15 protein-coding genes are annotated in these 22,007 nt (G+C 61.1%); 6 read left to right on the forward strand and 9 right to left on the reverse strand.

What is annotated here, in order from left to right; all coding sequences use genetic code 11:
* Nucleotides 1-54 precede the first annotated feature (54 nt).
* The 3 genes from BUE92_RS17695 to BUE92_RS17705 all read right to left on the reverse strand — a co-directional run bounded on the left by BUE92_RS17695 (nt 55) and on the right by BUE92_RS17705 (nt 3,828).
* Nucleotides 55-1,500, reverse strand: a complete 1,446-nt coding sequence (locus BUE92_RS17695) for a mechanosensitive ion channel family protein (RefSeq protein ID WP_073525330.1) — start codon at nt 1,498-1,500, stop codon at nt 55-57.
* A 179-nt stretch (nt 1,501-1,679) separates the two neighbouring features.
* Nucleotides 1,680-2,546 (reverse strand): pirin family protein, encoded by an 867-nt coding sequence (locus tag BUE92_RS17700; RefSeq protein ID WP_073525333.1) that lies wholly within the window; start codon nt 2,544-2,546, stop codon nt 1,680-1,682.
* Between the two features lie 76 nt (nt 2,547-2,622).
* Entirely contained in the window at nt 2,623-3,828 is a 1,206-nt protein-coding gene (locus tag BUE92_RS17705) for a multidrug effflux MFS transporter (protein ID WP_073525335.1), read from the reverse strand.
* Between the two features lie 100 nt (nt 3,829-3,928).
* Here BUE92_RS17705 and BUE92_RS17710 point away from each other — a divergent pair, with 100 nt between their 5' ends.
* The 4 genes from BUE92_RS17710 to BUE92_RS17725 all read left to right on the forward strand — a co-directional run bounded on the left by BUE92_RS17710 (nt 3,929) and on the right by BUE92_RS17725 (nt 13,489).
* On the forward strand, nt 3,929-5,035 hold the full coding sequence (locus tag BUE92_RS17710) for an efflux RND transporter periplasmic adaptor subunit (protein WP_073525338.1): 1,107 nt from the start codon (nt 3,929-3,931) through the stop codon (nt 5,033-5,035).
* Between the two features lie 2 nt (nt 5,036-5,037).
* Nucleotides 5,038-8,112 carry an efflux RND transporter permease subunit gene (locus BUE92_RS17715; RefSeq protein WP_073525340.1) on the forward strand — a complete coding sequence of 1,025 codons (3,075 nt, stop codon included), beginning with the start codon at nt 5,038-5,040 and terminating at the stop codon, nt 8,110-8,112.
* 110 nt (nt 8,113-8,222) lie between these two features.
* On the forward strand, nt 8,223-13,067 hold the full coding sequence (locus BUE92_RS17720; RefSeq protein ID WP_256673979.1) for an RHS repeat-associated core domain-containing protein: 4,845 nt from the start codon (nt 8,223-8,225) through the stop codon (nt 13,065-13,067).
* 2 nt (nt 13,068-13,069) lie between these two features.
* Entirely contained in the window at nt 13,070-13,489 is a 420-nt protein-coding gene (locus BUE92_RS17725; RefSeq protein WP_073525341.1) for a hypothetical protein, read from the forward strand.
* A gap of 203 nt (nt 13,490-13,692) precedes the next feature.
* Here BUE92_RS17725 and BUE92_RS17730 read toward each other — a convergent pair whose 3' ends face one another.
* From BUE92_RS17730 to BUE92_RS17750, 5 genes are all read right to left on the reverse strand, one after another.
* On the reverse strand, nt 13,693-14,922 hold the full coding sequence (locus BUE92_RS17730) for a M20/M25/M40 family metallo-hydrolase (protein ID WP_073525342.1): 1,230 nt from the start codon (nt 14,920-14,922) through the stop codon (nt 13,693-13,695).
* Nucleotides 14,923-14,970: 48 nt separating this feature from the next.
* Complete coding sequence (locus BUE92_RS17735; RefSeq protein ID WP_073525343.1) at nt 14,971-16,029, reverse strand: diguanylate cyclase; 1,059 nt, start codon at nt 16,027-16,029, stop codon at nt 14,971-14,973.
* Nucleotides 16,030-16,108: 79 nt separating this feature from the next.
* On the reverse strand, nt 16,109-16,741 hold the full coding sequence (locus BUE92_RS17740) for a LysE family translocator (protein ID WP_073525344.1): 633 nt from the start codon (nt 16,739-16,741) through the stop codon (nt 16,109-16,111).
* Nucleotides 16,742-16,810: 69 nt separating this feature from the next.
* Entirely contained in the window at nt 16,811-17,680 is an 870-nt protein-coding gene (locus BUE92_RS17745) for a sugar phosphate isomerase/epimerase family protein (RefSeq protein WP_073525345.1), read from the reverse strand.
* A 27-nt stretch (nt 17,681-17,707) separates the two neighbouring features.
* The gene (locus BUE92_RS17750; protein WP_073525346.1) at nt 17,708-17,890 is read right to left on the reverse strand and encodes a rubredoxin; all 183 of its coding nucleotides are present in this window, start codon (nt 17,888-17,890) and stop codon (nt 17,708-17,710) included.
* A gap of 158 nt (nt 17,891-18,048) precedes the next feature.
* Between BUE92_RS17750 and BUE92_RS17755 the strand changes: the two genes are divergently transcribed.
* Together BUE92_RS17755 and BUE92_RS17765 are read left to right on the forward strand one after the other, a co-directional pair.
* Nucleotides 18,049-19,479, forward strand: coding sequence for an aminotransferase-like domain-containing protein (locus BUE92_RS17755; protein WP_073525348.1), 1,431 nt, complete (start codon nt 18,049-18,051; stop codon nt 19,477-19,479).
* Nucleotides 19,480-19,725: 246 nt separating this feature from the next.
* Nucleotides 19,726-20,268: a thioesterase family protein gene (locus BUE92_RS17765; RefSeq protein WP_073525351.1), complete on the forward strand. Its 543-nt coding sequence runs from the start codon at nt 19,726-19,728 to the stop codon at nt 20,266-20,268.
* 9 nt (nt 20,269-20,277) lie between these two features.
* On the opposite strand, the gene pvdP is transcribed toward BUE92_RS17765, so the two are convergent.
* The gene (pvdP, locus tag BUE92_RS17770) at nt 20,278-21,906 is read right to left on the reverse strand and encodes a pyoverdine maturation tyrosinase PvdP (protein ID WP_073525352.1); all 1,629 of its coding nucleotides are present in this window, start codon (nt 21,904-21,906) and stop codon (nt 20,278-20,280) included.
* Between the last annotated feature and the right edge of the window lie 101 nt (nt 21,907-22,007).

The following is a 22,007-nucleotide window of genomic DNA, read 5'->3' on the forward strand; positions in this document are numbered from 1 at the left end:
TCAGCGCAGCGTTCTGGAGAAATAGCCAATCCGGGCGAAGAACAGGTGACCAATCTACAGGCCGCGGTTCCTCAGCCACTGTATGAAGCCCTTCTTCACCGGCACCACGGGTGCGTCTTCGGTCAGGGCCTGGGCAGCATGGCGGCGGAAGTCCAGCAGCGCCTTCATGGCTTCGCCGATATCATGCCGGGCGTCCAGGCACGGCTTGAGGTATTCATTTTCGATTCGGTAAAGCGTGCAGTAGGTCTTGGCCGAGAAATCCGCCAGCGCCGCCTGGTCGGAGAGAATGCCGGACTCACCGATCACCTCCCCCGGGCCCATGCGCCCAGCTTCGAATTTGTGACCGTCCTTGATCAACAGCACCGAGACCACGCCGGACTCGATGATGAACAGGTGATCGCTGACGTCCCCCGCCGCCAGGATCATCTCACCGGCGCGGTAGGTGTGCAGGGTCATGTTCTGGCTGAAGGTGTCTTTTTCTTCCTGGCGCAAGGTGGAAAAGATCGTCGAGCGCTCAAGCAATGCCCGGGCGCCAGACACCGCAGGCGGCGTGCTGCCTTCGGTGGCGGACAACAGCCCCACGCCCGCCGCCTGCAAATGCCGGTAGGCCAGGTCGTAAAGCTGGTTGCGGGTTTCGCGCTTGAGGCCCATGGCCGGCACAAAGCCGCTGATCTCATATTCCACGCCACTGCCGGTGGACGCCTTGAACGCGACACTGGGCGCCGGCTGGGCCAGCAACGGCCGGCAGCCCTGCATCGCACGCTCCAGCGCTTCGATCACGGTTTGCGGGCGCGCATGGGGGCTGACTTGCAGGCTGACCGCCAGGCCGAACATGTCCGCCGGGCGCGAGAAGTTGATGATCTTGGCCTTGGCCGCCAGGGAGTTGGGGATCACCGCCAGGCTGCCCTGGGAGGTTTGCAGGCGCGTGGCGCGCCAGTCGATATCGGTGACACGGCCTTCGGTGCCGTCGATGGAGATCCAGTCATCGATCTGGTAAGGCTTGGTGGTATTGAGGACGATCCCGGAAAACACATCGCTCAGGGTGCTTTGCAAGGCCAGGCCGACGATGATCGCCACGGCGCCGGAGGTGGCCAGCACGCCCTTGACCGGCAGGTCGAGCACGTAGGCCATGGCGGCGATGATCGCAATGAGGAAAATCACTGCGCCCATCAGGTCCTGCAATAACCGTCCGGTATGGCCGACCCGCTGCATCATCACTGCGCCGAGCAATACCGTGAGGGTGCGCGCCGCAAACAGCCACCAGCCGATCTGCAACGCCGTGGCGGCGAGGTGCAAGGTGGTGTCATCGGCATAGGGCGCCGCTTGCATGGGGTTCATGCCGTCGTTGAACAACACGGCACTGAATACCGCAAAGATCACCAGCCGCGCCGCCAGTTTCCAGTTGGCCAGGTTGGCGGAAATAAGGCGCCACACGGCGATGTCGATCAGGATCAACGCCACGGCGCACAGCATCGGGTGATCAGCGATAAATGAGGGCATCCAGGCGACTCCAGGGCGAATGCCGAGAAGATCGCATGAAATCAGAACCCTGGAAACAAAATGTAGGAGCGAGCTTGCTCGCGAAAAACCACAACGATAACGCGTGCTGTCTGATTGAACGCGGTATGTTGAAGTTCTTCGCGAGCAAGCTCGCTCCTACAGGGAGCGGCGGTGAACCGTCAGGCGTGCATCTGCCCGAATTTGCCCGACTGGAAGTCGGCAAATGCCTGGTGAATCTCCTGCTCGGTGTTCATCACGAACGGACCTTGGCCGACGATGGGCTCGTCGATGGGTTCGCCGCTGAGCAGCAGCACCTTGGCGTCGTCGTTGGACTCCAGGGTCAGTTGCTTACCGTCGCGCTCGAACAGCGCCAATTGCCCCTGGCGTGCGACTTCGTCGCCATTGATCAACAACGTGCCGCTGAGCACCACCAAGGCGGTGTTACGCCCGGCGTGCAGGTCCAGCGTGACCGCTTTACCGGCGCTGAGGCGCAAGTCCCACACGTCAATCGGCGTGAAGGTGCGGGCCGGGCCTTGAGTACCGGCAAATTCCCCGGCGATCAGGCGCAGGTGGCCGGCGTCGTTCGCCAGTGGCAGCACCGGAATATCGCCATCGACGATGGTCTGGTAACCGGCATCCGCCATTTTGTCCTTGGCCGGCAGGTTGACCCACAGTTGCACCATTTCCAGCGCCCCGCCGCTACGGGCGAAGTCTTGGGAGTGAAACTCTTCGTGCAGGATACCCTTGGCTGCGGTCATCCATTGCACATCGCCCGGGCCGATTTTGCCGCCGGCACCGGTGGAATCGCGGTGCTCGACTTCGCCGTCGTAGACGATGGTCACGGTTTCAAAGCCGCGATGCGGATGCTGGCCGACGCCGCGACGTTGTTCAGTCGGGGTGAATTCGGCCGGGCCTGCGTGATCCAGCAACAGGAATGGGCTGATGTGCTTGCCCATGGTGTCGTAGGAAAACAGCGTGCGTACCGGGAAGCCGTCGCCGACCCAGTGGGCGCGGGGGCTGGTGTAGATACCAATCAGCTTTTTCATGGTGTACCTCCAAAGTGAGTACACCTTAAATCGCCTCACCCTTGAGCACTAGCTGGCAAAACCGGCCTTGATCGTTCTATATATAGGACAGTGTTTTGGCCTCGCGCTGGCGCAGCAGTTGAAAGGCAACCAACGCCGACAGCGCAAACCCGGCCTGGATAATGATCATCGGCGCGGCACTGCCATCGCCCAATTGGCTCAGCAGCAACCCGCTGCACGTGGCACCGAACATCTGCGCAAACCCCATCAACCCCGCGGCCAAACCCGCACGATGCGCATTGGGCATCACGGCCCCGGTAACGGAACCGGGCAGCACCAGGCCGCCGCCGAGCGTGGCCAGGGCAATGGGAATATCCAGTCCCACTGCCGACAGCCCGAACACTGCGTAGATCGCCAGGGCTGCAACCCCGCCCACCGCCACCATCGTCACACCCATCGCCACAATCCGCTGCGGCCCCAGGCGCTGAATGTTACGCCGGGTATAAGTGGAACCGACGATCAGCATCGACACAATCAGCCCGAAATTAAGACCGTACTCAAGGCTGCTGAACCCCAGCAGATCGATAAACACCGCCGATGAACCGGCGATCACCGCAAACATAGCGCCATAGGTGCAGGCCAGGGCCACGGCGTAAGCACGGTACTGGCGCCCCTTGAGCAGATCCAGATACTGCCCGCCTAGGGTGCGCCAGTGTGCGGCCCTGGGGTCAAGGTGATGGTTGCTCTCGCGAAAGAACAGCAGCGCCAGCAATAACACCAGGCTGCCGATCACCAACGCCAGGGCAATGGGCGCACGCCAACCCAGTAGTTTGATCAGCAAGCCCCCGGCTATGGGCGCAACGACAATGGCATACAACATGCCGATCATGGCCAGCGCCAGGGCCGGGCCTGCCTCGGCTTTCCACACATCGCGCACCACGGTGCGCGCCAATACCAACGCAGCGCACGCGCCAAGGCCTTGCAACACACGGGCGGCGATAAACTGCTGGATGTCGGTGACCAGCAGCATCGACAGCGTCGCCAGTACGTACAGCGCCAGGCCCGCGATCAAGACCGGCCGCCGGCCGATGCGGTCCGACAACGGCCCGAACAGTAATTGCCCCAGGCCAAACGCGGCCACGAACGCCGACAGCGCCATCAGTGCCGAGCCTTGCGGCGCCAGCAGCGCCTGCTCGATGGCACCCAGGCCGGGAATGATCAGTTGCGTCGAGACTTCACCCAATGCGGTGAGGGCAACCAGCAAGAACAACAAGCTGCGTGATGGCGCCGGGGCGTTTGCCATGGGGAATATCCGGGGGCTGGATTAATTTATATTTCGACCATAATATGGGCAAAAAATTATGTCCATAATTTTTTGCCCTATGGTCACTCTGGAGTTCGTCATGCCCCCTCTCCCCCTGCGCATTCTCACGCCCCTGGCCTTGTTGATGGTCCTCAGTGGCTGTAACAGCAAGGCCGACAACGCCGCCCAAGTGCCGGCCTCACGTCCGGTGCTGGCGACCAAAGTCGAAGCAGCCGGCACCCAGCAAAGCGCCTATACCGGCGTAGTGGCCGCGCGCACTGAAAGCGACCTGGGCTTCCGGGTCAGCGGCAAGGTGATCGAACGCAAGGTCGACCCCGGCCAGCACGTTTCCCGTGGCGACACCCTGCTGGTGCTGGACATCGGCGACTTCGAACTGGCGCTGCGCTCGGCCAAGAACCGCGTCAACGCCGCCCAGGCCCAGCTGCGCCAGCGCCGCGATGATGAAAACCGTTACCAGCGCCTGGCCAGTACCGGCGCGGTGTCGCGGCAGATCTTCGACCAGTCGGCCACCAACCTGCGCGTCGCCCAGGCCGAACTGGCCGCGGCGCAATCGGATGCCAGCCAGATCGAAAACCGTCGCACGTATTCGGTACTCAAGGCCGATGGCGACGGCATCATCACCGACGTGCTGGCCGATCGCGGCCAAGTGGTGGCAGAAGGGCAAGTCGTAGCACGCCTGGCCCATGACGGCGCCCGCGAAGCCATCGTCAACCTGCCGGAAAACCGGCGTGACCTGGCCGCGCAAAAAGCCCTGGCGTTTCCCTTTGGCGCAGCGGACCAGGCCGTGACCGCCACCCTGCGCGAACTGTCCGCCAGCGCCGACCCGGTCACCCGCACCTACCGCGCACGTTATGTGCTGCAGGGTCCAGTCGAGCGTTTCGCCCTCGGCTCCACCATCACCGTGCGCCTGCAAGGCAATGGCCAGCCCCTGCAAACCCGCGTGCCCATTGGCGCCTTGCAGGATGCGGGGCAAGGCACGGGTGTCTGGCTGATTGGCGATGACCAAAAGATCAGCTTCGCCCCGGTAAAAGTCGCCAGCCTCGGCCAGGAAGACGCCTTGCTCGACAGCGGCGTAACACCCGGCCAAACCATCGTCGCCCTCGGCGCTCATCTGTTGCACAGCGGCGATACGGTGCGCTTGCTGCCCGCCCAGGCGCTGGCCCTCAACCGTCAGCAGGATCAATGAGTATGCGCGGGATCAACCTCTCCGAACTGGCCGTCAAACACCGCGCCGTCACGTTGTTCTTGCTGATTGCGATCCTCGTCGCCGGGGTCTTCGCGTTCGGCAAGCTGGGTCGCGCCGAAGACCCTTCGTTTACCGTCAAGGTCATGACCATCACCGCCGCCTGGCCCGGCGCCACCGCCCAGGAGATGCAGGAACAAGTGGCCGACCGCCTGGAAAAGCGCCTGCAGGAACTGGACTACTACGACCGCGTGGAGACCATCGCCCAGCCGGGTTTCGTGTCGATGCGCATGACCTTCCTGGAGTCCACACGCCCAAGCGAAATTCAGGAACTGTTCTACCAGACCCGCAAAAAACTCAGCGATGAAGCCGCGCAACTGCCCAAGGGCGTGATCGGGCCGTTTTTCAACGATGAATATTCCGATGTGTATTTCGCCTTGTATGCCCTGGAGGCAGAACACCTGCCCCATCGCCAACAAGTGCAAATGGCCGAGGAACTGCGCCAGGGTTTGCTCAACCTGCCAGGGGTGAAGAAGGTCAATATTCTCGGCGAGCAGGCCCAGCGCGTGTTTGTGGAGTTTTCCTATGAGCGCCTGGCAACCCTGGGCATCAAGCCCGAACAGATCTTCGCCGCCCTCGCCGCGCAAAACGCTGTGGCACCCTCCGGCTTCGTCGAAACCGCCGGCGCCCGCGCCTATATCCGCATCGACGGCGCGTTCGATAGCCTGGCGTTGATCGAGAACGTGCCCCTGCAAGTCAATGGCCGCGTGCTGCGCATCGCCGATGTGGCCACCGTGAGCCGCGGTTATGAAGACCCGCCCAGCTACCGCATTCGCCATCAGGGCGACCCGGCGCTGATGCTCGGCGTGATCATGGAGAAGCACTGGAACGGCCTGGAACTGGACAAGAGCCTGCAGGCCCAGGAAGCCAAGATCCAGGCCGACCTGCCCTTGGGCGTGAACTTCGCCAAGGTGTCCGACCAGGCGAAAAACATCAGCCTGGCGGTCAATGAGTTCATGCTCAAATTCTTCGTCGCCCTGGCGGTGGTGATGCTGATCAGCTTGCTCGCGCTGGGCTTTCGGGTGGGGCTGGTGGTGGCGGCGGCCGTGCCGCTTACGCTGTCGATCGTGTTCGTGATCATGCTAGTCACGGGCCGGGAATTCGACCGTGTGACCCTCGGTGCATTGATCATCTCCCTGGGCCTGTTGGTGGACGACGCGATCATTGCCATCGAGATGATGGTGGTCAAACTCGAAGAAGGCTTTGACCGCATCCACGCGGCCACCTACGCCTGGAGCTCAACGGCGGCGCCGATGCTGACCGGGACTCTGGTGACCATTATCGGTTTCCTGCCGGTTGGCTTTGCGCGCTCCGGGGCGGGCGAATACGCCGGCAATATCTTCTGGATCGTGGGTTTCGCCCTGATTTCATCCTGGCTGGTAGCCGTGGTGTTTACGCCCTACCTGGGCGTGAAGTTGTTGCCGCAGATCAAGCCAGTGCCCGGCGGGCATGATGCGATTTATGCCGGGCGCTACTACCAGAAACTGCGCAGCCTGGTGGAGGCCTGCGTGCGCGGGCGCTGGCTGGTGACCGGGCTGGTGGTGGCCGCGTTCGTGGTGTGCGGCCTGGGTATGGCGGTGGTGAAGAAACAGTTCTTCCCAGACTCTGACCGCTCGGAGCTGATTCTGGAAGTGTATATGCCACCTGGCAGCGCCTTCAAAAGCACCGAAGCCGTGGCGGCGCAGGTGGAGAAGGCGCTGTTGCAAGAGCCGCAGACCAGCATGGTCGACACCTATGTGGGCGGCGGTGCACCGCGGTTTTTCTTGTCGCTGAACCCTGAAATGCCCGACCCGGCGTTCGCCAAGTTGATCGTGCAAACCCCGGATTCCCATGCCCGCGACGCACTGAAATTGCGGATGCGTGAACGTATTGCGGCAGGCGAATTTCCATCGGCGCGGGTGCGGGTCACGCAGCTGGTATTCGGCCCGCCGGTGCCGTTCCCGGTGGTGTTCCGCGTCTCCGGGCCGGACCTGAATGTGCTGCGGGGGCTGTCTGAAGACGTGCGCCAGGTCGTGGCCGGCAACAAGCTGACCCGAGACACCTTCCTGGAATGGGGCGAGCGTGCCAGCGGTTATCACCTGGTGCTGGACCAGGATCGCCTGCGCTTGCTGGGTTTTACCCCCGACGAGGTCAAGTCCCAGCTCAACGCCCTGCTCAGCGGCAACCCGATCACCGAAGTCCGCGAAGGCAACCGCACCGTCTCAGTGGTAGCCCGGGCCCAGGGCAGCCAACGCGAAGACCTGGCCAACCTCAACAACATGACGCTGACCAACAGCGCCGGCACGTCGGTGCCGCTGGCCCAGGTCGGGCATTTCCAGGCGGTGATGGAAGAACCGATCCTCAAGCGACGTGACCGCGCCACCACCGTGGAGGTACGCGCCGACATCATCGACGGCGTGCAACCGCCCGATGTGGAAATGGCCGTGTACAAAGACCTGCAACCGCTGATCGCCAAGCTGCCCAGCGGTTACAAAATCGACATCGGCGGCCCGGTAGAGGAAAGCGCCAAGGCCAACGTGGCCCTGGCGGCGCTGTTCCCGATCATGATCCTGCTGACCCTGACGGTGATCATGTTCCAGGTGCGCTCGTTCGGCGTGATGTTCATGGTGTTCGCTACCGCACCTTTGGGCCTGATTGGCGCAGTGCCGACCTTGTTGCTGTTCAACCAGCCGTTCGGTTTTAACGCGATCCTGGGCCTGATTGGCATCGGCGGCATCCTGATGCGCAACACGCTGATCTTCACCGACCAGATCCGCCAAAACCAGGATCACGGCATGGCGATTCGCGAGGCCATTATCGAAGCCACGGTGCGGCGTGCACGCCCGGTGATACTGACTGCACTGGCAGCGGCGCTAGCGTTTATTCCACTGACACTGTCGGTGTTCTGGTCGTCGCTGGCCTATGTGCTGATTGGCGGTGTGCTGGTGGGCACGGTGTTGACGCTGCTGTTTTTGCCAGCGCTGTGCAGCCTGGTGCTGCGCGACAAGGTTGCTGAAACTTCCCACGTAAGCGCCGGATAAGCTCTACTCCCCTCCTCTTTCAACCGCTGCAAAGTCCCTCGCCTGATCAAACAGTGCGAGGGATTGCAGATGGTGGTGTTCGTTAGAGCCCTGGTGAATGGGGCTGTCTCTTGATCTCGGTACTTGCCAACCTGGTGCTGGTGCCCATGGATCCCGCAGCGCCGAAGGTCGAGCGCATATTTGCGGATTTGCGTACCTGCCTGAACACCTTTGATAAGTGGGCCGACAGCTTTTCAAGTGGTTCGGCACTTAGCGTAGAGCAGGTGTTCAAGGTGGGAGAAGAGGTCGCGCTGGTAGCGCCGGTTTCTTCGAAAAAACCCAGTCGCACGGTCGCTCAATGCAAAGCCCAGGGCGGGCTGACCCTGGTGCATCTGTTCGAAAGCACGCAGTTCGTGCCTATCGGCAACACGCCCGTGATGCTGCAAGCCGTTGCACAGGACGGCAGCCCGGTAGGTGCGCCACTGCATCGGACCATTGGCCCCAGCGGCATTCTTGAAGTCAGCGACTGCAGCCGCGACCTGCTCTACCAAATCACCTTTTACCCCAGTGTTTCCAAGGCTCACGTCCAGGCGCTGTATGCGTCCTATGAGACTGTGATTGCCGGGCTGGAAACGGATTTGCGCACGGCATGGGCCGAGCACTTCAAACCTCGATGGGCAGACTTTGCCAAAGCGCCTGCTTACAAGCGCAGTGCGATGCAGGGCATGGCCTTTGCTACCGGGCTCGGCAAGGCGCTCTACAACCTGTGGGACAACATCACCGAGCTGTACAACCTGCTCGCGAACCTCAAATCCAACAGCGAAACGTTGCTGAAGTACCTGTCCCAGGCCGAACTGGATGCACTGCTTGCACTGGGCAAAGACACGCTGGCCAAGGGGTTGCTGGTGCTCAGTGATGAACCGCTGTTGTTTATCTACCTGTCGGCGCTGGTGGCCTGGATACGCATGCTGCCGCCACCCGACCGGTATGAACTGCTGGGTGAAATCACCGGCGAAGTGTTGATCAATCTGTTGCTGATCTGGGCCACGCGGGGCATTGGGGTACAGCTGCGCCTGGGTGCTCAGATGCTTAGTGGCGTCAAATCCGGGCGGGCGCGGGCGTTGTTGGAGCTGCTGGCCAAGCAGGTGGCGGGGCCTCGGCTGGAAACCCATGTCGAGGCCGCCAAGCCGGTGTTGCTAAGCAGTGCGGCGACGCCGGTCAAGGCGGTGCCGGTGGTGCCGTTGAAGGCGGGCGACACGCTAGTTTCGAACCCGGTGCCGATGGTGCGCGACAAGACCCAGCGCACGACGTTGGTCCGTCAGGAACCTGTCGATGATGTGCCGGCCGTGGCGTCGAACCCGAAGGGGGATGCGGCGGCGCCTGCGGACAAGACGGCCACCAACGGTTGTCCGGTGTCGATGGTCACCGGGGAGGAATTGCTCACCCTCACCGATGGCGTGCTGGATGGGATCTTGCCGTTTGAGTGGACGCGGCTGTACCGCACCAGTGCGGTGGAAGTCGATTGTGGGTTGGGGTTTGGCTGGAGCCATGCGCTGGCCCATCGGCTGGTGGTGTCGGGCGATTGGGTGGTGTGGACCGATCATGAGAACCGCTCGACCACCCTGCCCTTGCCCACAGTTGCTCGACCGGCGATCACCAATAGCCTGGCGGAAGCGGCGATCTACTTGGGTTCGGCGCCTGATGAACTGGTGCTGGCCCAAGCCTCGCGGTTCTATCACTTTCGCGACGGTATGTTGGTTTCGATCAGCGATGCGTATGACAACCGCCTGCGCCTTTGCCGTGATCATTATGGGCGAATTGAACGGCTGGATAACGGCGCGGGTCGTTCGTTGCTGTTGCGCTATGAGCTGGATCGCATCGTGGCGGTGGACTACCAGGTGCATCGTGCCAAAGGACGCGAGCCCTACGTCTGGGAAACCGAGCAGAACCTTGTTTCCTACGCCTATGACGAAGACGGACAACTGGTTTGCGCGACCAACGCCGTCGGGGAAAGCGAGCGTTATCGGTACGACGATCAGCACGTCATTCTTGAACGCCAACTGGCCGGTGGCGCGAGTTTCTTTTGGGAATGGGAACACGCTGGCAAGGCGGCGCGTTGCGTCCGGCATTGGGCAAGTTTTTCGCAGATGGACACGCGTTATGCCTGGGGCGATGACGGGCGTGTCACCGTGCATAACGCCGATGATAGCCAGGAGGTGTACGTCCATGACCAGCGGGCGCGGCTGGTGCAGAGGATTGATCCGGACGGCGCCACGCACTTTAAATCCTACGACGACCAGGGGCGGCTGACCGTCGAGCAAGACCCGATGGGCGCGGTGACGGCCTATCAATATGACGACGCCGGACGCTTGGTGGCGTTGTTTCCGGGGGATGACGAGCCAACTTCCTACGAACATGACAACGGTTTTGTACGAGTTGTACGGCGTGGGGAGGCGGTCTGGAAATATGAGCGTAATGACCAGGGCGATGTTACACGTAGGACCGATCCCGATGGTGAGGTTACTGACTACAGCTACAACAAACACGGGCAACTGACTGGGGTTTGGTACCCCGACAGCAGTTGTCATCGGTTGGTGTGGAACGAGCGGGGGCAGTTGCTTGAGGAGCAGTTGCCCAATGGTGGGATCAAGCGCTATCGCTATGACGACCTGGGGCGGCAAGTTGCCCGTGAGAATGAACACGGCGCGCAGACCGTTTATGAATGGGACAGCGTCGGTAGGTTGATTCGCCTCGTCTTGCCAGGCGGCGCCATTCGCGAATTCAGCTACAACCCCTACGGCAAAATCATCGCCGAACGCGACGAACTCGGCCACGTCACCCGCTACGAATACGCCGATGGCCTGCACCTGATCAGCCGCCGCCTCAACGCCGACGGTACCCAGGTCAAATACCGCTACGACAACACGCGCCTGCTGCTCACCGAGATCGAAAACGAAGTCGGCGAAACCTACCAACTCGACTACCACCCCAATGGCCTGATCCGCCAGGAAACCGGCTTCGACGGCCAGCGCACTGCCTACGCCTACGACCTCAACGGCAACCTGCTGGAGAAGACCGAATACGGCGACGATAACAGTCAGCTCATCACCCGCTACGAGCGCGACCACGCCGGGCGCCTCGTACGAAAAACCCTGCCCGATGACAGCGTTGTCGACTATACCTACGACCGCCAAGGCAACCTCCTCAGCGTCGAAGACGGCCACTGGGCCCTGGCCTACGAGTACGACCGCCAAAACCGCCTCACCGCCGAACACCAAGGCTGGGGCACCCTGCGCTACGGCTACGACGCCTGCGGCCAGGTGAAAACCCTGTGCCTGCCCGACAACAACCGCGTCACCTTCAACCACGACAAAGGCGGCCACCTCGCCACGGTCGAGCTCAACGGTGAAGTACTCACCTCACATCTGTTCAAGAGCGGCCGCGAACACCAGCGCCAGCAAGGCCAACTGCTCAGCCACTACCACTACGACGACCAACACCGCCTGCACGCCCACGCGGTAACCCAGCAACAAAGCCACCTCTACCAACGCCAATACGACTACGACAGAACCGGCAACCTCACCCGCCTGCTCGACACCCGCAAAGGCGAACACCTTTACCGCTACGACCCCCTCGCCCGTCTGACCCGCGCCGATCACTCCCAGGACGTACAGGAACGCTTCGCCCACAACCCGGCCGGCAACCTGCTGATGCAAGACCGCCCCGGCCCGGACATCGTCGCGGCCAACCGCCTGATGATCCAAGGCGACCGCCATTACGACCACGACGCCTTCGGCAACCTCATCCGCGAACGGCGCGGCAAAGGCCAGCAACTCGTTACTGAGTACCGCTACGACTGCCAGCATCGGCTGATCAGCGTGACGAAGCCGAACGGCGAAACCGCCAGTTATCGCTATGACCCGTTTGGGCGGCGCATCAGCAAGACCGTGGACGAAAAAACCACCGAGTTTTTCTGGCAAGGCGACAAGCTGATTGCCGAACACCATGCAGAGCGCCATCGCAGCTACCTCTACGAACCCGACAGCTTCCGCCCATTGGCACTATTGGAAGGCTTCGGCCCACAAGCCACAACGCCCTACCACTACCAACTCGACCACCTCGGCACACCGCAGGAGCTAACCACACCTGAAGGCGAAATCGTCTGGTCCGCCCACTACCGCGCCTACGGCCAGATCGCCCGGCTCGACGTAGGCAAAATCGATAATCCGCTGCGTTTTCAAGGGCAGTATTTCGATCCGGAAAGCGGGCTGCACTACAACCGCCATCGCTACTACAATCCGGATATTGGTCGCTACCTGACGCCGGACCCGGTGAAACTGGCGGGTGGGATCAATGGGTACCGGTATGTGCCCAATCCCACAGGGTGGGTGGATCCGCTAGGCCTAAATACATGCCCCGGTAGCAATGGATGTAAACCAACAACCTCACAAGATAATCCAATTGAGCAGGCACGAGTTGATGAGGGACAACCGTCAGCACCTCAGACGGCTGGTGAGCAAAGACGGGCTAAGATAGAGGAGCTAAGTGAGGCGAATGCGAAGCGTCGAATTTTGGAATATGAAGAAAAGTACGACATGCATATGGTTGGCAAGCATGGACCAGAAGTTGAGTCATCTAAAGTGAGCCAGCGCTCAATAGATGGGAAAGATCCAATAACGGGAAAATTACCGCCTAAGAAAAAAGGGACTCCCAGCTCACAATTCAACAGTTGGAAGCTTCAACTTCAAGCATGGACTAAAGCAACATCAAGGGTTGAACGAGGACTTTCGCGCTATACCGGAATAGATGGCAACAAGAATGATATTGTCCAACTAGAACTGCCAGGTGCTGGACGTGGTTACAGACCAAACAAGACGGATCCGAACCATCCACATTTCAACCCTTCAATGAATGGTGCCGAAATGAAGTTTCGTAAAGACGGCACGCCTTTTACCCTGTTCCCGATTAAGGAGTAAAAATGCTATTTCATCCATCCTCCGAGCACATCCCTTTCGACGCAAGCCTGCGCTATTTCGTAGGAATTTTTGACATTTACGACAGAGAAGACACAAAGGGAGAGGAACTGCACGCCTACAACCCTAACAACCAAAAAGATCGAGAAACTTTGATCCTAAGATACTGCTTGGACCCTTACAATGAATTCTCCCACCGCCACAAATATAAGCTGATGGAAAACTTGTCCTTCGCTCTAAATACTGAAAATTTTGATTTTAGCTCTTTCTTTGAAGACGACCCCGATGAGTGTTCAACAATGGCCTGGGACGAAACAGAAATAGCCGACCCCCGGGGCTTCTTTGCAGACATTTATCGACTGGCCAACGAGGTCTGGAAAGACGACCTCCAAAAAGCCAGCCTCGAAGACCCTTCTACATGGTGACTCAGTCAAGCAAACGCAACGCTCAAAGCCACAAAGATCAAATGTGGGAGCTGGCTTGCCTGCGAAAGCGATAGTGCAGTGATAGATTCTGCGACTGACACACCGCCTTCGCGGGCAAGCCCGCTCCCACAGGGATCTGCGTTTGCCTGACGGGCATTCCTCCCACATTCAAATCTGCTTCGTTCGATCATCCAGTGTTCTGATCAGTGCTTGGACAACTCCATGATCATCCGACTCAACAAATAAACCCGAGGCACCACACTCTCCACCTCGGCATATTCCTCCGCCGTATGAATATTGCCCCCCACTATCCCAAACCCATCCAACGTCGGCGTGCCTACACCGGCGGACAAGCTGGCATCCGCCGCGCCGCCGCTGCCTTCGATGGTCAACTTACGTCCCAGTTCGCCATAAATCCCTTGGGCAATCGCTACCAACTTATCCGACTCGGCGGTCTGCGGCATCGGTGGCAGGCCGCGCTGCAGGCTGGTTTTAACTTCGGTTTCCGGGATCAATTTGTTGGCTGAAACCCGGGCCAGGTCTTTCTCGATCCGGTCGAATTCTTCCGGCAAGGCCGCGCGTACATCGGCCTTGGCGGTAGCCTGGTCAGGGATGACGTTGGTGCGGTCACCGGCCTTGAGCACGGTGAAGTTGATGGTGGTTTTCTTGTCTTCATCGCCCAGCTTGCCCAGTTGCAGGATCTGGTGCGCGGCTTCCATGGCGGCGTTGCGTCCCAGTTCCGGGGCGACGCCGGCGTGGGCGGCCTTGCCTTTGACTTCGACCACGGCGGTGGCGCTGCCTTTGCGCCACACCACCAGGCCGTCGGCGGGGCGGCCGGGTTCCAGGTTCAGGGTCACGTCGTGGCCCTTGGCAGTGTTGCGGATCAGTTCGGAGGCGGCGTCGGAGCCGGTTTCTTCGCTGGCGTCGAGCAGGAAGGTGATCTGCGCGTAGTCCTTGAAGCCCTGGCTTTTGAGGACTTTGAGCGCATAGATGCCCGCGACGATGCCGCCCTTGTCATCCATCACGCCGGGGCCGTAGGCGCGGCCGTCCTTGATGTGGAAGGGGCGCTCGGCAGCCGAGCCTTCCTTGAATACGGTGTCCATATGGGCCATCAGCAGGATCTTGGCCTTGCCGGTGCCTTTGAGGGTGGCGACCACATGGCTATTGTTGGCGGCCTTATCCGGCACAAGCTCGATGGTGAAACCCAACTGTTTCAACTCATCCACGGCGATATCGCGCACTTGGGTCAGGCCCGGCTCGTAGCCTGAGCCTGAGTCGATATTCACCAGGCGCTCCAGCAGTTTCAGGGCCTCAGCCTTATACTGTTCAGCCTGTTGCTGGATCTGTTTATGAGTCTCGGCGCTGTAGGCCGGCAGGCTGAAAGACAAGGCCAGGGTGGCGGCCAACAGGGTACGCGGGAAGGAGAAGAACATGGACCGATCCTTGTTTTTTGTTGGAGGGTGCCCCGTCACCCTACCCCACTAAACTGACCGCAACCAACTGCCCTGTACCGAACTGACCCGGTTGCGCCCGCTGCTCTTGGCCTCGTACAGCGCCTGGTCGGCGTCGTTGAGCCAACTGATGGAGTCGGCGTGGCTCGGCTGGTACGGCGCCAGGCCGATGCTCAAGCTCACTCGCAGTGTCGGGTCCTGGGCGTAGGCCAAGGCGTTGAAGCGACCGCGCAAGGCCTCCATCACCTCGGTGGCACGGTTGAGGGGCATGCCTGGCAGGATCACGCAGAACTCATCGCCGCCATAACGGCCGGCCAGGTCGGTAGTGCGCAGGTTCTGGCGCAGCACCTTGCTCAGTTGGCGCAGGACGATATCGCCGGTCACATGGCCGTAGGTGTCGTTGATGGTCTTGAAGTGGTCGATGTCGATCAGCGCGATGGCGGCACCGGCCGGGCCCCGGCGGCAACGTTGAAACTCGATGTCCAGATGGTCCTTCCAGGCGCCGTGGTTGAGCAGGCCCGACAGGCTGTCGGTGCGGCTCAAGGCCAGCAGTTCACGTTTGTGGCGGGCCAAGGTGACGGCCTGGCGGTAGCAGATCCAGCCCAGGGCCAGGGGATACAGCATCAGAATCGGCAGACAGGCATACAGCTGGGCCTGGGTGGTCACGGCGATAAACCCAGGCGTGAACAGCAGCAACGCGGTGCCCAGCCCCAGCGCCTGCGCCACCCAACCCGCGAACAGGAAGCGCGGCCCGCCGATGGCGACGTTGTTCATGCTCATCATCGACAGGGTGGTGACGCTGGGCAGCGGGTTGAAGTGCATCGCGCCAACCCAGAACCCACCGCAAAAGGAATCGAACAGCAGGCTGCGGCGTTCGCTGCGCAGTGTATTGGCCGAGCGCAACGAGCATTGAAAGGCCAGGTGCGGCCACGCAAAGGCGTTGATCAGCATCCAGGCCCACACCCACAGGGAGGGGTTCAACGGATACATGCCGAACGCCACGCAAACAAAGCCGAGCGCCAGCCCCAGGAGGCGAGATTTGTACAAGCGCAAAGCGAGCGGAAGTCCTTTTCCTCCGACGGCTGGCATGGCGGGGGCGATCCTGGGTGATTGCCTGGAGTCTAACAGGGCGACGTCAAATCGCCACTACCGCTTATTGGCTAATACTTCAGTGTGAAAACCCACGCGCCAGCATCAAGGCGACGCCCAACAGCAACACGGCCGTGACCCGCTGCAACAACACCCGGCGCTTGGGGTTTTCCAGTACATGCTTGATGCGCTGGCCGAAATAGCAATACAGGCAGCCGCTGGCAAATTGCAGCAGCAGGAAGGTCAGGCCAAGGATGGCGATGTCCGCCGCCGAACTGTGTTCACCGGCGCCGGCAAACTGCGGGAACACGGCACTGAACATGATGATGGTCTTGGGGTTGGAGAACCCGGTCAACAGCCCTTTGCCGAACAGGCTGCGCGCGCCCTCCACGGTGCCGGCGTTGTTGATCGACACGCCGCTGCTGGTCCACTGCTTGTAGGCCAGGTAGAGAATATAGGCCACCCCGACAAACTGGATGGTCTGGGTGATGGCGAGGTTGCCCTTGATCAACTCCGAGAAGCCGACGGCAAAGATCAGGATCGAAATCAGGTACGACACACTGGCACCGACCTGCGCCGGGATCGAACTGCGCAGGCCGTCCTTCAAGCCCAGGCTCAACAACAACAGGGTCATGGGGCCGGGGCTGAAGGTCATGGTGGCGCAGAACAGCAAGAAGTAGAGAAACGACGACAGGGTTAACGCACTTGTCATGGCCAAGGACCTTGAATTAAGAGAACAACAGCAACGGGGCGAGCGCCTCAAGGGCCCGCCCCAGGCCGGTCAGGCGACGGCGATTTCGGTGGTCAGGGACTCGCGATACATCAATGCCAGGTCCGCCAGGGCGGCCTTGGCGGTCTGGTTACGGGTTTCGAACGCCACCAGGCCCTTCCAGTTGGTCTCGACAATAGCCTGCACCACATCGGCGTAATCACAGTTGCCGTCATGGATGCCGAAGTGCTGGTCTTGCACGCCGTTGTTATTGCTGAAGGAAATACCCTTGATCAGGTGGTGGTACTTGCGCACCACTTCTGCCGGCAGGCCGTTCTCGATGTTGGCGTGGCCGGCATCGAGGAAGAAGTACACATTGCTGTGGGCTTGCAGGCGCTCGAACACAAAGGCGTATTCTGCTTCATGGGTAAAGATGTAGTGGAACGGCCGATAGTTGACGTAGTTGGACAGGTTCTCCAGGTAGATATCCGTGCCCTTGGTCTCGGCGTAGCGCGCCAGTTCCTGCACCGACTTGAGGTAATGCTCCAGGGCAACCTTCTTGGCCATCAGCACCATTTTCGGCTCGACGATGCAACCTCCGTGAATGATCAACGGCGCGCCCAGGCGGCTGGCGATGTCGATTTCTTTCTTCACGTACTCCACGGCAGCGCTACGAAATGCTTCGACATCACTGCCCAACGGCGCCTTGAAGTTGCCGTGAAAAATCGGCTGGGCACCTGTGGCCGCGATTTGCGCCTGCAGGCTTTCGATACGCGCCTCGGTCCAGTCATCGACCATTTCGCCGAACAGGCTGCCGTCGATGTACCAGTGGGTGCAGTCACCTTCGATGGCGGTTTGCAGGCCCTTTTCGGCGCCCAGGTATTTCTGGTGGGCCACACCGGTGCAGAACGGGACGGTGGCGTTGATCAGTTTGCTGTCCATGGGGCGATTCCTTTCGTTGATGGCGTGTCAGGCTTCTTGAGGTTCAGGGAGGTTGATGGCCATGAAATCGGCCTTGGTCACGCCGCAATCCGGGCATGTCCAGTCTTCAGGCACCTCTTCCCAAGGGGTGCCGGCGGGAATTCCGTCCTCCGGAATACCCAGTTCTTCTACGTACATAAAACCGCAGGGTGCGCACATATAAGTCTTCATGGAAATGCAAAATCCATTGCTCGGGTGTAGGAAATTTCGCCAACTCCTGGCGAGATGGCCCGCAGTCTAGGGCAGCGGCATTGCGCAAGGCAGGTAAAGTGATGCCTAATCCGGCCTAACTTCACCGGTAAAATCACCGGCAAACCCAAGGACGCGTCATGTTTGTATCCGCCATCGCTTTTGTAGAAGGCACACCCAAGGTCCAGCAGATCGTCGAGGCGTTCAGCCACGCCATCGAAAATGGCGAATGGGCACCGGGCAGCAAACTGCCATCCGTGCGCGAACTGACCCAGATCCTCGGCGTCAGCAAGTTCACCCTCAATGAGGCGCTGGATCGCCTGCGCGGTCGCCACCTGCTCACTTCGAGCCAGGGCCGCGGCTACTTCGTGGCAATGGACAGCACCCGCCCTGCCTCGGCGACCTGGGTGGACCTATTGCCCCAAGACCTGCTCAGCGTATTGCGCCGGCCGTTGGCCACCGCCAGTGGCGAACTGCGCCCCGGAGGCGGGCACTTGCCGGAAGAATGGCTCAATGGCGAAGCGATCCGCCAGGCCATGCGCAGCGTAGTACGTGCGCCGTCACTGCGCATCGCCGGGCTGGGCACGCCGGCGGGGCTGTTGCCGTTGCGCCAGGCGCTGCAACAGAAACTGCATGGCGAAGGCTTGTCGGTGCCGGTGGAACAAATCATCACCACCCCCAATACCGTGCAGGGCCTGGACATGCTCATGCGCCTGCTCGCACGCCCCGGCGACACGGTGCTACTCGACGCGCCGTGCTACTTCAACTTCCACGCCAACCTGGCGCTGCACGGCGTCAAGGTCATCACCATTGCACGCCGCCCCGACGGCTTTGACTTCGGCGCCCTCGAACAGCTGCTGGCCGAACACCGCCCCAGCCTGTATCTGACCACCAGCGTGTTGCACAACCCCACCGGCCACTCCTTCAGCCCCAGCCAAGCGTTTCGCCTGTTGCAACTGACCCAGCAGTACCACTGCCACATCGTCGAGGACGACCTCTACGGCGACCTGCACCCCAATCCACCTCCACGCCTGGCCGCCGTCGCCGGGCTGGACCAGGTCACCTACCTGTCGGGTTTCTCGAAGATCCTGAGCGCCAACACCCGCGTCAGCTATGTGGTGGCCGCCCCGCAACTGGCCGCCAACCTGACCAACATGAAATTGATGAGCGGCGGCGTCACCTCGGAACTGTTCGAACAGATCGTCTACCGCATGCTCAGCGAAGGCAGTTACGCCAAGCACCGCAAACGCATGGTGCAGCGCCTGATGGAAGCCGGTGGGCGCGTCGAACAATGGCTCAAGCGCTGCGGGTGCGAACTGCCCATGGCGTATGAAGGCGGGATGTTCATCTGGGCACGCCTGCCGCCTGGTGTGAACGGCGAACTCCTGGCCCAGGAAGCGCTGAAACGCAGCATGGTATTGGCACCTGGCGCGCTCTTCGGCTACGACCCCGACCACCGCGACTCGATGCGCTTCAATGTGGCCCACAGCGACGAACCACGGGTACAGCGGGTGTTCGAAGCGCTATTGCTGCATGGTGTTGCACAGAGCAATCCCCGCGCAAAAAAATGATACCCGGCCACAGTACAGCGCGCCTTCTTGCCTGACCGGCATCAAGGCAAGTCAGGACCTCGCATGAAGGCCGCCGTGCACATCGACGCCAACACCGCGCCTTGCCCATGTTGCTCACGCAACCAGGGGCCGTGCATGTTAAAACTCCGGCTTGCACTTTTCGCATGTAATAAGTCATTTACGCATCTACCTTGGCCGATTGCGCCCCCGTACAGTGCGGCCATTGATCAACTGTCTGGCGTCTTTATGAATCTCTGGTTTCGATTACTGCACATGCTGTTGCGCCGCCCCTGGCGCAAACCGGTTCACGGCCTGGCCACCACGGTGGTGCGCATGCGGGTCTGGCCGCTGGACCTGGACCTGAACCGGCATGTCACCAATGGCCGGTATTTCACCCTGGCCGATGTGGCTCGCATGGATTTTGTGCTGCGCACGGGCGCCTTTCGCGTGGCGCTGCGCAATAAGGCGATGCCGATAGTCGGCGATACCTGGGGCAAGTTCCGTCGGGAGTTGAAGCTGTTCGAGGTATTCGAGGTGCATACCCGCATTCTCGGCTGGGACCACAAGTGGAACCTGATGGAGCACCGCTTCGTCAGCAATGGGCGAGTGGTCGGCGTGGTGGTGATGCGGGGGCTGTTTCGATCCGCCAAGGGCACCCTGCCCCCGGCCGAATTCATCCGCGAGTTGGGCTTGGACGACACCTCACCGCCGATGCCGCAATGGTTGAGCGACTGGGCACGCAGTTGCGATGAGATGAGTGCGCAATTGCGCGAGGAAGAGCAGGTTTGAAAACCCCTGCTAAGTCTCGCGTTTGAGCTTCAAATGCCGCGCATACCATGGCCGCTGCGGTACACGTTTGAACAGCCCCTTGAGCAGCTCTTCATCGGCACCGAAGGTAATGCGCAGGGCCAGCTTCATGATCTCCGGGTCCATTTCCATCGAGCGCCCCTGTTGCAACCCCGGCGTGGTGCTGCAGCCGTGGGTGTCCGGGCCCAGCCACGGGTCACCTATTTCCACCCAGCGGCCTGGCGCGAACCAGGCCACGCCGTTGACTTCCAGTCGGCTCACCTCGCCTGGATTGAAGCGCTCGTGGGCCCGAAACCAGTCTTCGATGCGGTCATCGATCCAGCCGTGGAAATGCCAGAACACCGGGTTCACATGGGATGAAAACGGGTCGCCCAGAAAGTCGTTCTCCGGCGCATACCAACGTGCGGCAAAGTCTGCAGGGTCACGGGCGAAGGGTACCGGGGCGCCGTTGGACGGGTCGCGGGGCACTGAGGCCCAGCGCATATGTAGCCAATCGTGCAGGCCCAGCTCCATTTCCGAGCCCAGTTGGCCCAGGGTCAACTTGGCCAGGTAACGCGGGTCGCGGTATTGGGATTCCCACACCTGGAAGTTGCTGTGGTAGGTCTCGGCCGCCTTGATATCGCTGACCCACTGGGTGTAGTCGGCGTCATCTGGCGCTGACCAACAGGGCGGCAACGCGAAACCGTCGTGGTTGTCGAAGTAGCGCACAAAGCCCAGGCGATCGCGCTCCAACGGCGGTTGCGGCTCGGGGAATTGCGGCCAGGAGGGCAAGTCCTGCATGGAACGTGCGGTGCCGAGCATATGGCGGTGCATGAAAAAGAAGTCGATGCCCGAACCATTGCGGTCCTTGCGCTTGCCGCGGGCGTCGCGTTCCTGGCCACGGGGCCCCGGCTGCCAGCCGATGCCGCGCAGGGCCTCGCGTTTTTCTTCGGAGAGCTTGTGCCATTGGTCACGGGTGGCGTGCCACAGTTGGTGAAACAGGCGGTGCTCGGGAGAAATCAGCCAGGCCAGCAAGGGCGGGTTGAGGCCGATGCGCTGGCGGGCTTCGGGGAACAGTTGTTTATGGGCGATAAAACGGTTATCGCGTTCGGTCAGCGCCAGGGACCGGTCCAGGTCGAGGATGTGCCCGCTGAGGGTGGCGCTGCCGGCATTGCCGAAATCGGCCCAGACTTGATCCAGGGTCATCTTGAATTCATAGGCCGGCACGCCGCCGGCTGAATCGCGGTCGATCAAGCGCCAATAGAGCACGGCGCCCTCGCCCGTCAGCACATCACCCAAGACGCGGTAGCGCGGCTCGCCTTCAGCGCGCAGCTGCTCGGCGGTATCCAGGTAACCGCGCAGGCCACGCCCACGCGGGGCGATGTCGAGCAGCAACTCCAGGCCATGCAACGGCAGGCCCGCAAGGCCCGCATCGCGGCCTTCCAGGCGCAGGCTCCAGACGCCCCGCAGGGTGTTCGCCAGGTGCTGGCCCTGGGTGTCAGCGAGGTCGACCGTGGCTTCGCCGGGGGTGATAGGAAACTCTTCTTCCCGTGTCAACTCGCGATGGGCATAAAAGGCCGCGGGCACGGCTGCACCGGTCAGCGCCAGGCCTGCGATGAACCCACGTCGAGAGATTGTCATTGGCTACCTTAGGAAACGGCTTGATCAGAGCTAGAACGTTTGCAACCCGATGAAATTTACCGCCCTCCCCCCGCCACCTAAATTTCCCCCGTCATCGCTCG

Source organism: Pseudomonas fluorescens (assembly GCF_001902145.1).
Classification (GTDB): domain Bacteria; phylum Pseudomonadota; class Gammaproteobacteria; order Pseudomonadales; family Pseudomonadaceae; genus Aquipseudomonas; species Aquipseudomonas fluorescens_BV.

Excerpts from the sequence above, each read along its gene's own strand:
- BUE92_RS17700 (WP_073525333.1), bottom strand. The coding sequence starts at position 2,546 with ATGAAAAAGCTGATTGGTATCTACACCAGCCCCCGCGCCCACTGGGTC.
- BUE92_RS17705 (WP_073525335.1), bottom strand. The coding sequence starts at position 3,828 with ATGGCAAACGCCCCGGCGCCATCACGCAGCTTGTTGTTCTTGCTGGTT.
- BUE92_RS17755 (WP_073525348.1), top strand. The coding sequence starts at position 18,049 with ATGTTTGTATCCGCCATCGCTTTTGTAGAAGGCACACCCAAGGTCCAG.
- BUE92_RS17725 (WP_073525341.1), top strand. The coding sequence starts at position 13,070 with ATGCTATTTCATCCATCCTCCGAGCACATCCCTTTCGACGCAAGCCTG.
- BUE92_RS17715 (WP_073525340.1), top strand. The coding sequence starts at position 5,038 with ATGCGCGGGATCAACCTCTCCGAACTGGCCGTCAAACACCGCGCCGTC.
- BUE92_RS17695 (WP_073525330.1), bottom strand. The coding sequence starts at position 1,500 with ATGCCCTCATTTATCGCTGATCACCCGATGCTGTGCGCCGTGGCGTTG.
- pvdP (WP_073525352.1), bottom strand. The coding sequence starts at position 21,906 with ATGACAATCTCTCGACGTGGGTTCATCGCAGGCCTGGCGCTGACCGGT.
- BUE92_RS17730 (WP_073525342.1), bottom strand. The coding sequence starts at position 14,922 with ATGTTCTTCTCCTTCCCGCGTACCCTGTTGGCCGCCACCCTGGCCTTG.
- BUE92_RS17735 (WP_073525343.1), bottom strand. The coding sequence starts at position 16,029 with ATGCCAGCCGTCGGAGGAAAAGGACTTCCGCTCGCTTTGCGCTTGTAC.
- BUE92_RS17740 (WP_073525344.1), bottom strand. The coding sequence starts at position 16,741 with ATGACAAGTGCGTTAACCCTGTCGTCGTTTCTCTACTTCTTGCTGTTC.
- BUE92_RS17710 (WP_073525338.1), top strand. The coding sequence starts at position 3,929 with ATGCCCCCTCTCCCCCTGCGCATTCTCACGCCCCTGGCCTTGTTGATG.
- BUE92_RS17765 (WP_073525351.1), top strand. The coding sequence starts at position 19,726 with ATGAATCTCTGGTTTCGATTACTGCACATGCTGTTGCGCCGCCCCTGG.
- BUE92_RS17750 (WP_073525346.1), bottom strand. The coding sequence starts at position 17,890 with ATGAAGACTTATATGTGCGCACCCTGCGGTTTTATGTACGTAGAAGAA.
- BUE92_RS17745 (WP_073525345.1), bottom strand. The coding sequence starts at position 17,680 with ATGGACAGCAAACTGATCAACGCCACCGTCCCGTTCTGCACCGGTGTG.